The organism is Vagococcus sp. CY52-2, from assembly GCF_022655055.1.
Taxonomy (GTDB): Bacteria; Bacillota; Bacilli; order Lactobacillales; family Vagococcaceae; genus Vagococcus.
This window is the reverse complement of sequence record NZ_CP093384.1, coordinates 852,221-866,459: the sequence shown is the minus strand read 5'-3', so window position 1 is coordinate 866,459 and position 14,239 is coordinate 852,221. Positions and strand designations below refer to the sequence as shown.

Below are 14,239 nucleotides of genomic sequence, written 5' to 3'. Positions count from 1 at the left end.
GTCAATAAAAAGTCTGTATTCACACCCACTTGTTTATTATATTTTATATTTGATTTCACTAGTAAAACTTATGAGAGTAAGTATTAAGTATCTCTATCTCATTCTTAATTAATCCATCTCCTAGTTGCTGTTCTACAGTACTGCAAATTAAATCTGCTTCTTTTTTATTACATTGTCCAACGTCTACAGGAACTATTATTGCATGAGTAAAAAAATCGTTTAAATCATTGTTTAATTGATTTATCTTATTTACATCAATTCCTTTTTTCTCAGAAATTATTATTCTCATAATAATTTCTTGAGTGATACCACCAAATATATTATATTCATTGAATAAATCTCCAAAACTTGATCTTGCATTTTTTGAAAAAGATGTTCTTCCTACAACTACCACATTTCCTTCTGATAGACCTATCCAAACATAATAATATGATTCTAAGTCATTTTTTGACAACGATTTAAAATATTGTTTATATTTTAGCTTAAAATCTTTATTTGAACCTAACGTTATGACAAAGATACTTTTGGAAGTAACAAATTTATTTGGATGATTTTGTACTATTCTATATATTCTTTCAGTTTCCAATTTATAGTCCACTTCTAGACTATTAAATTTTTTTCTCGCTTCCAATCCTTCATTTACTCTTTTTTCTCTATCTATCATTAAAATAATCACCACTTTGACATATATTAAATTAAGACTCTATCTTCTCTAATTCTCCTGAATATTTCATAAAATCAAAAACACAGAGCAACCTTCTATAACTAGTTTCTTTTTTATTAGACCTAGTATATAAATGTTCTTCAAATTCTTTTAATCCTATTTGTTTATTAAAAACTGCATACATTATTGCATTATCTTTATTAGAATTTGATATGCAATCATCCTTAATTATATCATCTATCCTTGTATGAGAGTTCTCCTGATTATTTTTTAATTTTCTATATATCTCTTTTAATTTTTTTTCCTGCTGTACTTTTAACTCGCCAGCTTTTTCAATATCAGTATTAATTTCAGAAAAGGCAAAAATAGGGAAAAACTGGCCTTTATTTATATTTTGTTTATCAATTACTTTTAAAATTTGAAAATTATCTTCCTCAACAATTTTAAAGTAATTAGCAATCAATTCTCCTATAGATTGATAATCATAACTAATTCTATTAACATTACCAATTGCTAGAACTTTTTCGTTATTTTTCAAATCATTTAGGTCATCGACAATATTTACTAAAACATTTCCACCTTCATAAATTTCCTTAACAACATTTTGTACTTTTCTTATATCCATAGCTGAAACAGGTAATTCAATTGAAGCTAAAGAATTGTATATGTCTTCAAAATTGTCAGTTTTAATTTTGTTTATTCTGATGGTAACCAAGTCTTCAAGCACGATATCATGATCATGAACTTCTAAATTATTTGAATCTTTTTCATACTCCACAACTAAAAAGTTAGATTTAATTTTTTCAGCTATCTCTGTGTTAGCTTCTACATATGTAAAAACAGTTTTGAGAAGCTTTTTAATATTTTCATCACCAATACTATACCCAATAAAAATAATAGGATTATGAATAAATAATGATAAGAGTTGTGCCCTAATAAGTTCATATTTCTCTTCAAATAATTCATAGTCATTATCTGTAATAATTATCTTTTCTGGATTAGTAACACATCCATGTATTTTATAAACGGATCCGTACGGATTACTTAATAAAATATCATTACCTATTAAAGGATTAAAATCAAATAAAGTCTCTACCAGGTTATCATAATTTGTTGTAATGACCGAACCGATATTTTTCCGAACTCTTTTAAGAGCTGCTATTTCGTTTTCTGTATTCTCTTTTAAATTTTTTCCACCTAGAAGTTGTGCAATATAAATTTTAAAACGACTTAGCTTAATACCTTTTTCCATATTATTATAAAAAATATCATTAATTTCCTTAAATTTACCATTCCTATCCTGAGATAAAGTTTCATTAAATAGACTTTCCAACTTACCAGCTATTTCTTCATAAGAGTAAGACCCATCACTTCTGATTGATTCAGATTTAAAATCTAAATACACCTCTTTATTTCCTGTTAATTCTAAAGAAACATGTTTTAATAATTCTTCCCATGTAAATGAATTTTCAAGATATCTTAAACTAAATCCTGCACCTATAAAAAGAACAGGATGATTACTATATTGCTTTATAAAAGAATCTATTTTCAATTTAATACCTCCCTAATTATTAATATTTATATCCAATCTTTAATCATCTGAGCACTTTTATTCTAACATTTTACATGGAGATTTTGTTCTTATTAATAAAAAAGACTAGTAATTTGAGCGGGACTGAACCTCTAATCTGTTTTCTATTATAATCTAGTTTTATTGATACTTATACACTTTAGTAATACAGCTGAGTTAAAACAAATAAAAAAATAGGATACTTAAAAAATTCAATAATTAATTAAAGAGGATATTATCTTGTGAATAATCCATATAGTAAGCATGATTAAAAAAAAGTTGGCTTTTCGTTCTAATGATTATCGCAACAATCGTGCTAATTGTAATATCTACAGATATATTTTTTGATAACAGTGCATCTGATAAAGAAATTGATGAAGATGCATTATCAAAAAACGTGTATCCTACTTCTGAACAGGAGGAATTTAAGAACATTCTATTTAATATACAATGTTTATGTCTAAGTAAGAAAAAAGTATACTAACAACTTATATCTGATTACGCCGAACAGTTTTCGCAAGAGTCTGGAAATTATGCTATTGATCATTTATCAAAATGAGGCAAAAAAAGGTTATCAGATTAATAAGCATTAAGTCGTAATAACAGGGAGGCTAAGCCCTCTATTATTATTTATTATATACATAATCTCATTTACTCTTATACTACACAGGAAAAAAAGAGCCTAAAACATTGTCAATTCAATATTTTAGTACTCTTTAGTTTTATTATCCCACAGACCCTTCCAATGAAAAATTGGAAGGTAATAAACTAATAAAAGCAATAGTATCAGCACTTTCTGATTATAAAATACTGATACTATTGCTACATGATATTGCTTGATAGTAATCAAAACGTACCCAAAAACGAATCCAATTTTGCAGGTAGAGAAGTTGTTTGAAAAATTTATTCACTCATTATATTAATATCAAATATCATTTTATTCTCAAATCATCTTCAATAATTTTTATTTCATAAGGCTCTAAATTATATATAGAAAAAATCAGCTGATCAATTTGTTCTTCAAATATTTTTGTATCAGTATTATTTTGTATATTATAAAATATGCGGTCAACTAATATAACAATTTTATTGGTTATTTCTTCATTACTAACTTTTATTGGTATTTTAATGAGGGGGGCTTGATCAAGTTGATAATTATCTCCTTGCATTTTCCCTTTATACTTAAGCCAAAATTGAACTAATTTTGAATTTAATAAGGCTAATAAATACTTATTATTAAATCTATTGGTCTTAATCACATTAAACGTAGCTGATACATAGCAATCAAAGTCTGAATATGAAAATAGTGGTTTATTAACACATTTTCTTAATGCCAATATTTTTTCGCCATTGAAGAGAAATTCTTTTCTAGCTCTATGTAATCCATAAGGTTTATTGTCCGAAGTAATTACATTTTTAAAGACATCTAAATGTTTTTTTAAGTTTGGATATATATCCATAGATTTAGGAGATTTATATGTTGAATCTGTATATATTATCCATAATTTATTAGCACTCTGGGTTAAATATCTTTTTGTTTCATTTGATGTATAAAATGGCTTTATCAATAAAGCTTCATTATCGTTTATATTTAAATTTTCTAATTCACTATCGCTTAATACAAATATACCAGTTCCAACTGGCATATTATGTAATTTAGCTAATTTCTTGTCAATAATATCATAATGCGAATGGATTCCATTATTAACTTCTGTTTTATTCAAATAATCTGAATCTGAGTTAATTTTGTTTAGAATATTTTCATATTTACTGAACGTAAAAAAAGAATCTTTATAATTTTCTCGTTTTATTTGAGGAGTAACGTATGTACCTTTTATATTATTTTTGTTTAAAAATTTATTAATATCATTATTTGTTAATTCTTTATTACTACCGTTTAATTTTCTGTAATCAAATTCATAATTATCCGTTAATTTATCTTTTTCAAACATCATAATCATAGTTTGTTGCTTAGCACTTTGAAAAACAAATAAATTACCAAAATCTATTAATTTAATTATTTTGGTATCATTTATTACCTTGTTTCTTAATATGCTTGCACCTGAATTAGTTACCCAATTATTTTTGGCAATAAAAGAAAGATGTCCTTTTTCCTTAAGCATATCTATACTTAAACAAGTAAAACTATACCACAAGTCCATTTTACCTTGATAATACGGAATACCTTCAAACTTCTTTTTATTGGTTTTTCCTTCTAGAAGATACGGTGGATTTCCTATAATTGCATCAAATCCGTCACTTATTCCGAACATTACATGTGGATCAAAAAATTCTGCGGCAGTTCTATTCTTAAACGGGTCGAATGATTTTAATTGAATAGTTCTTTCATCATCGAAAACATTCCCTTGACCAAGCGTCAATCTATAGTATCTTTCTTGATGTTCCTTTTTCCTTCTAGGAGATCTAGCATTAAAGTATTTATTTCTTAAATCTTGAAGCTTAATATCTAATTCTGGATCAGCAAATAAATCTGTTTGGCCATCTTCTAACTGAACTAATGAATTAGCTGCAATAAATTTAAAATCTAGATTAGGCAATGGCTTAATGTTAGAAATATCTTTTTCATCAACAATTACTGATAACCATACACGAAGCCTTGCTATTTCCACAGCCATAGGTTGAATATCAACACCAAAAATATTATTTTCAATAATAGATAGTTTTAACTTGTAAGGGTCAAAGCGTTTTTCAATTCTTTCATAAGTTTTTAGTAGTTGCTGAAGCATCCCCATAGGAAATGCTCCTGAACCTGCCGCAGGATCTAGTACTTTGAAATTGTCGAGAGCTATTTTAATTTCAGAAATAACTTTCTTGCTATTAACTCCCCAGACATCTGCGCTAGATGTGCTTTTTCTATTCAACCACTGAGAATCAGATAAATCTAATAATTCATCAATTCCTTTATGAGTTGTTTCGTCAATCTTAGAATATAAATATTGTCTAAGAGTTTCTTTAACCATATACCCAACAATTTCACGTGGGGTATAAAACGAACCTGTATTATTACGCTCATTATTATCTTCATTATCTGTTTGAGAAGCTAATAATGATTCAAAAACTTGTCCCAACATTTCAGGATCTACCGCTATTAATTCAAAATCAGCACTAGATTCATCTGTTGTAAAATTAAATTCATCAAAATGATTATATAAGCGTGTGAAATAACCTTCTGGAAATTCTATTGTTTCATCGACAAAGTCGTTTTCCTTCGCTTCAAATAGACCCCCATTTAAATAAGGAGTAAGCAAATCGCCGCTAGTTCTAGACTCTACATCAGTATTTAATGTTTCAAAAAATAATTGTTTCAGTCTTTGATCATAATATTCAGTTGCTGTTAAATCATCTGTTTCAAAGTATCCAACACTTTCATTAATAACATTCATTTTCCTTAAAAACCAAATAAATAATAATCTACCCAATAATCTTGAAGAAAATTGTTTTGCATCATCTGATTTTTTCCCATTTTTTTCTAAATACGTTACAACTTCTGCGTAATGACTAGCCACATAGCCATAAAATTGTTTATTTACTTCTTTAAGTTGTAAGGCATTCCAAAGTGTCGTATGAATTGTACGTTGTGGTTCGAATTCTAATCGCTCTCCATTTTCAATTCCAGTATACGCTGCAGCTCCATTCAGTTTATCTTTCAAAATCAATTTTTGCGTATTACTCAACTGTCCATGTAATTCTAATACACGTAATTTTTGATGATTAGAAATAACAACCATCAAACTATTAGTATCTGGTGTTAAAAAGAAATCTATTCCTACTTTATACTCTGGCTTACGAGTAAGGTCTGAATCCTCCCAATTTTGTGAATACTCTGTGGCAGCAGCAATTTTTTGCTTAGTTGCTGATTCACTAAACCAAAAAAAGTTACTCTCCAATGCACAATCTTCTGAATAAAATAGTTTAAATGCACTTCTTGCTGAAGTTGATTCAGGATGAATATTAAACCATGATACCTGTTTTTGATTTTTAAAAGTGTCTAAAGGGAGTGGATCCGGCAATTTCCCAGTATTACTAGAGTCTCTATTTAATTGATTTTCCCAATCATTATTATCAGGAAGTATTACCTTTAATACTTCATCTGCTAAATCAATTGCAATTGCAAGGGACATCCATTTATCATCTTCATTTGAAAGATTTTTAACCAAATCATCTATGATACTAAGCCTTTTCGCTGTTAGCATAAAATAATACTCCTTCAATTTTATCTATTTTTTGTTCCTGATTTTCTTTATCTAAAAGTTTTTTAATAAAAACTTCAAATTTTCGAATAGTTGTAGAATATGGAGTACCTGATTCTTTTACTTCCTTATTTAACTTTCTTACAAGTTGTTCAAATTCACGCTTCTCATTTGATCTTTGAATACCTTTTCTAACTATACCCAATACATCCAATGTAAAGTATGTCCCTACAATTTCTAAAGCTTTTATATGAGAAGGTGACTTTAAATCAAAAGCAGTTTTATTTGAATCAAAATGCACTTTTACTTCTACTTTTCCTTTAGATATATATTCTTCCCTATTCACCTTAATTGTATCCATGCTGATACCATTATCATCAGGCGTTGTTTTTATTCGTCTTAAAGCTTCTTGTTCTTCCATATATTCTGTTCTAATGGATTGGAAAGGACCTCTACTTTGACCAGAAAATGCAATTTTTACAAAACTTACATCTTTAATTTTTTCACCAGTTCCTGTGATTTTTCCATTAGTTGTATATAATCCTATCACTTCTGAAGGATCAATAATTGTTTTTTTAGTTTGAGGAAGATAGTTCCATTTTCCTTTAGGAATTGCTTTTATTCTCTCCATCTCTCCATCTTCTTTATGCTCTTCTAAAAAAGACCTCAATTCTAGTGAATAATCATCAGTCCAATCAAGGGGATCCCCTTGATTTTCTAATCTAGAAGCTGCTTCACTAGCTATTACTTCATTTTCGTTATAATAATCAAGCATATCATTAAATTCAATCGGATTCGCTTCTTCACCTAATATACTTTGATCGTTACCTACTGTTGAATTGATGGTATCAATTTTACGTTCAATTCTTTTAACTAGTTTTAAATATGTCTCTAAATCATCGCTTGGAGTTGCATTGGCAATTAGAACTTCATCAAAACATGATCCCAAACGATTAATACGCCCATTTCTTTGTATCATTCTCACTGGGTTCCAATGTAAATCATAATTCACTAAAATCCCTGCATCTTGAAGATTTTGTCCTTCTGACAAGACATCTGTTGCAAATAAAAAATTCAACTCTACTTCATCAGATTTCAACTGATATTTTTTACTATTAGGAGAGAATCTCTTAGCAATATCTTCTACTTCTTTACTATTACCTGAAACGAATGCTGATTGCTTGTTAAATCCTGGTATTCTATTTTCTAATAATCGAGGCAATGTATCTCTCAAATAATCCACTGTATCAGAAAAGAAACTAAAAACTAGCACTTTTCCACCATGTTTGCCTTCATTGATTTGCTCACATAGGCGTGATACAAAAGCATTTAGTTTTTCATCAGAACCTTCTTGTGTTAGTAAGTCTAGTAAACTTAATAATAGATTAATAATTGATTTATCACGATCTATGTCTTTTCGTAGTTGCACCAAATTATAAATATCTTCATCTGCTTCTTTACGCTCTATACCACGTTTCTTAATATACTCATCATCGCCATCCATTGCCTCTTCTAATTCGGAAAGATATTGTTCATAGTCCTCAAAGGCTCTATCAATATCTTCCCCATACTCATTTTCCAACAACGATGCATCAGATAAATTTATGATATAGCCTTTTTCTAACCAAGTTTCGAAAAATTCAATTCTATGTTTATAATTGGAAATAGATTTTTTTAAAGCCATCATTGATGACTCCAAGCGTTTTAACCAAGTTACATGCAGCATGTTATGAATAGCTAACTGCGTTCTTATTTTAGAAGAGATACTCATAGAACGGACTTCTGGAATAGATTTACCATATATTTCATTACGATAAGAGTCAGGCTTATAGGGTGTAAATCCTAGAAAATTAATTAATTGAAAAAGAAGCGATATTACCGTTTCCGACATGTTACTATTTAATATTTTAATATCTAAGTAATTTTCTGAAATATCATTATCTTCAAATATTTGTTCGTTCTGATTATCCTCTTGAAGTCTATGTATATTAGAATACAAATCAATCGGATGAATCGTTCTCTGTGTAATTTCACTTACAAAATCTAGATTTAACAACCTTGGATCTAGACCTTCAAAAACATTGCTAATCTGTGCCTCAATCGTTGCTTTTACCAATTTTGAATTATCTTTCCCGTAACTATATGAAAATTGTTCAACTTTTGTATCAGGGAATAGTTTTTGTCCCTCAACATTGCTTTTCATTGCATTTCTTTTTATTACACCTTGTCTTGTAGAACGAACTAAATAATGCCTAATACCAGAAGTCAATGATTTTCGATAGATGTTCCAATCTAATTTTTCACCATTTTTTTCTGCCCTACTTATCTGTGATTGAATTCTTTTTAATGCTTCAAAGAAATCAATGTATTCTAATTGGGAGTTTCCTGTTGCGTAAGGAACATTTACAGAAACTAAATCACCCTTTGAACCAAGTTGAATTTGATTAGCGAAATCCATAAGTGAATTATTTATTGGTGTTGCCGTAAGAAGTAAAACTTTAGCATTTGGATTTTCCTGAAATAATTCTAATATTTGTTGATGTCGTGTAGAGCCTGAATTTCTTAAGTTATGAGCTTCGTCTATCACAAATAAATCTATTTCACCCCTTGTATTTCTACGACTTTTTGATTTCTCAATTAAGTCTTCAATTTTGTTACTATCCTGCTGAGTGTATATTTCAAAATCTCTATGTTCTACTAAATTCCATCTATCACTTTCTAATTCATCTACCCATTGTTGCTTTAGTGACGCAGGTGGAATAATAGCTATATTCACCTTATCATCATAAATATATTGTTTAATTATAGCTGCAGCTGTTATGGTTTTACCTAGTCCTACAGAATCGGAAAGCATAGCAACGCCCATAGTATCTAATTTCCTACGTAGACTAAGTGCATTTTGATTTTGGAATTCATGCAAAACTCTTTCGATATCAGTATCGAATGGAGATATATCAATCAGCTCATCTGGAAAAACTTCCATCAATGTCTTTATATATACGTCGTATGGACCATAAGTTTTATCACCCACTGGACTGTTACTAATTATTTGTGTAAAATCACCAGTCCAATCCTCCGCCCCATCATCGTTCCATAACTCATCAAACCAAGTGATATGACCGTTCTCTTGATTGTCCGTTTTTGGTTCAAACTCTACTATTTTATAATCATCGGTTAAAAAGTTTAGTTCCTGACTAGTAGTAAGACCCGCTTTTGTAAAGTTAGATGATCCAATTATCCCAACAGATTTTCCATCGCCTAATTCTCCGAATATGTATGCTTTGGCGTGTAATCTAGGTTGCCTAAATACTTTTACTTCTAAACAGCCTTCTTTAATTAGACTTACAATTTTACGTGCTGTCTCACGTAATTCATTAATTTGATTAGTTGTACCATACTCCTCTAAATCAGATTGAACATAACTATCTGGAAATAAATCATTTTCATTAATTGAAATATTAAATTTTTTTTGAAGATGGTTTGCTAAAGGTTCTTGTCCAATTAATAATTGAATTTTAGTATAATCTTTAATTTCATCTATTAGTTCCAGTGTTCCTGATAGATCCCAATAACCCGTAGCTATACGAAGAACATTATAATTGGGTGCGATTGTACGTAACGTTTCTGCTAAAGTCTTTCTCTTATTATCAATAAATTGTGGATATTGACTCATAAAACTCGCCTCTTTCGTTTCATTAATAAAGCCCATAATATGTACTTTTTCTATAAACATATTTATTCAATATTTTTAATATCACTAGAAACTATTATTATAAGCATACAAGGTGTTTTACTCTTTTTCCATCTTTTTAATTGCTATTTCTATCTATTTTTTCCATTTTCATATATCATTATTTTCGGTTCTTAATCCTAATATAGACTATTAAATCTACTCAGTAAACAATCTTAAACTTATTTCAAGAAACCTAATTTTTTGCTTTATATATTTAAGTATTATTGCTATATGAATTTGATATTCATTTTTCTTTAGGTACATCATCCTTATTAGTATTAGAGTTTTGCTGATGAACTTTTTATATAAAAAAGAAAAGATTCTACTAAAATGAGTTTCAAAAAAACTCTGAAAAACTATTGCCTATTTTATATAACTAAATTTTCCACATTATATTACTAGACAAAAAAAGCTCTAAACGTTTATTTCATAGCGCTTAGAGCTTTTTCAATTACCCCACAGACCCTTCCATTTAAGATACGGTTATTTTTTTATTACTAAATGTTGACTTATTAACGTTTATAGATAGTTTTAAACATAAGAATATACTATCTAATAGCAAGTATTTAAACTTATAGATAGTATAAAGATAGTATTTTTTAGTTGGGGGTAATTATACTTGCGATAATTTTTTAACAAATACTAGCATATCTTTTTCAGATTCATAACCTTCCAATAAACTAAATCCATTCCCATTATAAAAATTTCTTAGTTTTACATTATTATCACATTCAAGATATAAAACTTTGCCACCAAACAAAGTATAAATATCTCTTATTTTTTCATAAGAGGCTTTTAAAATATCTTTACCCTCAACTTTCTGTGAATCTTCTATATCTTGAGGATAATTACAATTTTTTCCAAGTTGTCCTAATAGAACAGATGGACAAACATAATTATTTTTATCAGTCTTATGACCACTGCCTAAAAGCATTTTTTTCTTAGATTGAGATAGTTTTCCAAAATTTTTACCTGTCATACTTAGTGGCTTATTCGCTAATGAAAAATAACCAGCTAAATAACTAATTTTTTCATCACTATAAATAACTAAAAACGTTCTCGAAATTGCAGCATTCTCAAAATTTATCGCTTTTTTGTGTAAAAAATCTTGTACATCTTTCCCAAAGTTTGTTTCAGAATCTTTTACACAAAAAAAAGTATGGAGGAGCGTTTCAACATCCTCCATACTCTCTGAATTTTCTAACAGCTCTTTTAAACTAACAGTAATTAATGCCAAAAAATCCCCTCTATTTCCCTAAAGCCTTAGCCAGTAAATTATTAATTTCTTTTTTACCATGAGCATTTTTAATCTCATGTTTACTTGTAATATCAACTCTCTGTGAACGATCCATAGCATCTAGGAATTTCTCAGCTGTTTTTGCACTAAAGCTAATTTCTTTTGTAAACGTTTTAGTTGCCATAGTAATTCCTCCTTTATATGTACTATATACACTTAAAGTGTAGTACATGTACTATGAAAAAGCAAGGTTTTTCTTCTATATACTTCTAAATGATTCTAAAAAAACACCCCGTTGAGAGTACGCTAATCATTATTTCACTAGCAATTAAAATCGTCTATTCCTTATATCTATAATCATAATTTATAGCATGTATGTTAAATAGCGTTCCTCTCCACGTGAGTAAAAGTCAAATTTTCCCCACTGTGTTGTGACTTGGTTACTTCTTTGCCACAAATACCGCTTGTTTTAAATCACCCATAATCAAAGGGAAGGCTTTTCCTGTGTTTGCTAGTAGTTTATCACTAAGCACTTGTAAAGGAGCACCAAACAACGCATAGCCACTTGGAGCTGTCACATCGGGTTGTAAGATATAGCGACATTGACTATCTTTCATTGTATCTAAATGGTTAAACCCTGTTTCGTTCGTTATTATTGTTTTAATTAATTTAACAAAATAAACTAATTGTATGTTACATTCTATTTTGATAATATTATTTTAAAAGGGCTGATTTTATAATGACTTATAATGACCTAAATTTACTGTTTACTGACTTAGATAATACTTTACAAAATTGTTCTAATCAAAGTCCACAACAAAGAGTGGAAACCTTTTATGCAACTTGCTTTACAATAGATATGCTTACTGATTCTCCTATAAAAAACCTTGCCTCAAACAGTACAATGTTTGCTTTAAACCTTCAAAATTATTTGAAAAATAATAATATGACTTACAAAAACTTTATTGAAAATCTTGATTTATCAAATGAACAAGCTGAGTTATTACTACAATTCGAGTATGACTTTAATACTCTTAAACCTATTGGAGGACCATCTAAATTATCTGATAAACCAGTCAACAAATCGATAATTAATTTATACTCAAAAACCATTTTAACCATATGTACTGCTCTAGGTGCAGTAGGAACCTTCGTACAGCCTTTTGTTGATATACAAACTAGTATTATAGAAAATAAACAAAAGGAAATAGAAAATAACATTGAAATTCAAAAATTATATCAGAAGAATAGAGAGTTAGATCAAAAAGATAGAGAACTGGATTTATATGAAAAAAATTTAAAGCTAGAAGAGAAGAAATAAAATTAAAGATATTTCAATCTACTCATTATAAAAATTTCATAAAATATAAAAAAGCTAGAAACATTATTATATCAACGTTTCTAGCTTAAATATTATGATTAACCTACACTGCCTTCCATCTCATATGAAATCAGTCTATTTAATTCAACGGCATATTCCATTGGCAATTCTTTCGTAAATGGTTCCACAAATCCCATGACAATCATCTCTGTCGCTTCTTCTTCTGACAAACCACGACTCATCAAGTAGTAAAGTTGTTCTTCAGAGATTTTTGATACTTTGGCTTCATGTTCCAATGCCACGTGACTATTGTGGATTTCGTTAAATGGAATCGTATCACTCTTCGATAATTCATCCATAATAATCGTGTCACACTCAATATGTGAGATTGACCCTTCACTTTGTTTAGAGAAAGTTACTTGTCCACGATAGTTCACTTCTCCACCATCTTTAGCGATTGATTTAGAAACAATTGAGCTTGATGTGTTTGGTGCGTTGTGAATCATTTTTGCCCCAGTATCTTGAATTTGATTCGCTCCAGCAAACGCAACAGATAACATCGTTCCACGCGCGCCTTCTCCTTCAAGATAAACACTAGGGTATTTCATTGTTGTTTTAGCCCCTAAGTTTCCATCAATCCATTCCACTGTTGCTCCTTGATCTGCACGAGCACGTTTTGTTACTAAGTTATACACGTTGTCAGACCAGTTTTGGATGGTTGTGTAACGGCAATACGCATCTTTTAAGGTAAAAATCTCAACAATCGCCGCATGCAAACTATTGCTTGAATAAGTTGGTGCCGTACATCCTTCCACATAATGCACGCTTGCCCCTTCATCAACAATGATCAACGTACGCTCAAACTGTCCAGTATTTTCAGCGTTAATACGGAAGTATGTTTGTAGTGGCACATCTACTCGCACGCCTTTTGGTACATAGATAAAGGTTCCACCAGACCATACTGCTGAGTTTAATGCTGCTAATTTATTATCGGTTGGTGGCACTAAAGAGGCAAAATATTGTTTAAATAAATCCGGGTACTCTTTTAATGCGGTGTCTGTATCAGTAAAGACGATTCCCAATTTTTGGAATTCTTCTTTCATGTTGTGATACACCACTTCTGATTCATACTGCGCACTTGCTCCAGCTAGATATTTACGTTCTGCTTCTGGAATCCCGATACGTTCAAAAGTTTCTTTGATTTTATCTGGCACATCATCCCAATCACGGGCTGGTTTATCACTTGGTTTTTGATAATAGTTAATCTTATCAAAGTCCATGTCAGATAAATCTGGTCCCCATGTTTGCATTGGCATTTTGTGGAATGCTTCCAGTGATTTCAAACGAAACTCAAGCATCCATTCTGGTTCTTCTTTTTTAGCCGAAATCGCGCGAACAATCTCTTCTGTTAATCCTTCACCTGTTGTATAGATCGGTTGCACATCGTCGTGAAAACCAAATTTATACTCTTCTAATTGTGGTACCTCACTCACTTGGGTCACA

General features: G+C 29.8%; 9 protein-coding genes and 1 pseudogene. 2 read left to right on the top strand and 8 right to left on the bottom strand.

Annotated features, from left to right (window positions below; all coding sequences use genetic code 11):
* Nucleotides 1–58: 58 nt before the first annotated feature.
* Together MN187_RS04425 and MN187_RS04420 are read right to left on the bottom strand one after the other, a co-directional pair.
* Nucleotides 59–664 carry a hypothetical protein gene (locus MN187_RS04425; RefSeq protein WP_242094456.1) on the bottom strand — a complete coding sequence of 202 codons (606 nt, stop codon included), beginning with the start codon at nucleotides 662–664 and terminating at the stop codon, nucleotides 59–61.
* A gap of 31 nt (nucleotides 665–695) precedes the next feature.
* Complete coding sequence (locus tag MN187_RS04420) at nucleotides 696–2,216, bottom strand: SIR2 family protein (protein ID WP_242094454.1); 1,521 nt, start codon at nucleotides 2,214–2,216, stop codon at nucleotides 696–698.
* A 508-nt stretch (nucleotides 2,217–2,724) separates the two neighbouring features.
* Here MN187_RS04420 and MN187_RS10625 point away from each other — a divergent pair.
* Nucleotides 2,725–2,793, top strand: a complete 69-nt coding sequence (locus MN187_RS10625) for an Ltp family lipoprotein (protein WP_371821054.1) — start codon at nucleotides 2,725–2,727, stop codon at nucleotides 2,791–2,793.
* A 373-nt stretch (nucleotides 2,794–3,166) separates the two neighbouring features.
* Here the strand turns inward: MN187_RS10625 and MN187_RS04415 are convergent, their stop codons facing one another.
* From MN187_RS04415 to MN187_RS04395, 5 genes and pseudogenes are all read right to left on the bottom strand, one after another.
* Entirely contained in the window at nucleotides 3,167–6,448 is a 3,282-nt protein-coding gene (locus tag MN187_RS04415) for an Eco57I restriction-modification methylase domain-containing protein (protein WP_242094452.1), read from the bottom strand.
* Nucleotides 6,426–10,118 carry a helicase-related protein gene (locus MN187_RS04410; protein WP_242094449.1) on the bottom strand — a complete coding sequence of 1,231 codons (3,693 nt, stop codon included), beginning with the start codon at nucleotides 10,116–10,118 and terminating at the stop codon, nucleotides 6,426–6,428. The genes MN187_RS04415 and MN187_RS04410 overlap by 23 nt, the downstream gene beginning before the upstream one ends.
* A 673-nt stretch (nucleotides 10,119–10,791) precedes the next feature.
* The gene (locus MN187_RS04405; RefSeq protein WP_118249564.1) at nucleotides 10,792–11,415 is read right to left on the bottom strand and encodes a GNAT family acetyltransferase; all 624 of its coding nucleotides are present in this window, start codon (nucleotides 11,413–11,415) and stop codon (nucleotides 10,792–10,794) included.
* A gap of 10 nt (nucleotides 11,416–11,425) precedes the next feature.
* Nucleotides 11,426–11,599 carry a hypothetical protein gene (locus MN187_RS04400; RefSeq protein WP_158563484.1) on the bottom strand — a complete coding sequence of 58 codons (174 nt, stop codon included), beginning with the start codon at nucleotides 11,597–11,599 and terminating at the stop codon, nucleotides 11,426–11,428.
* A 210-nt stretch (nucleotides 11,600–11,809) separates the two neighbouring features.
* Nucleotides 11,810–12,083, bottom strand: a pseudogene (locus MN187_RS04395) (phage major capsid protein); the annotation flags it as partial.
* A 71-nt stretch (nucleotides 12,084–12,154) separates the two neighbouring features.
* Between MN187_RS04395 and MN187_RS04390 the strand changes: the two are divergent.
* Nucleotides 12,155–12,736: a hypothetical protein gene (locus MN187_RS04390; RefSeq protein WP_242094447.1), complete on the top strand. Its 582-nt coding sequence runs from the start codon at nucleotides 12,155–12,157 to the stop codon at nucleotides 12,734–12,736.
* Nucleotides 12,737–12,834: 98 nt separating this feature from the next.
* Here MN187_RS04390 and sufB read toward each other — a convergent pair whose 3' ends face one another.
* Nucleotides 12,835–14,229: a Fe-S cluster assembly protein SufB gene (gene sufB / locus MN187_RS04385; protein ID WP_157093636.1), complete on the bottom strand. Its 1,395-nt coding sequence runs from the start codon at nucleotides 14,227–14,229 to the stop codon at nucleotides 12,835–12,837.
* Nucleotides 14,230–14,239: the final 10 nt, after the last annotated feature.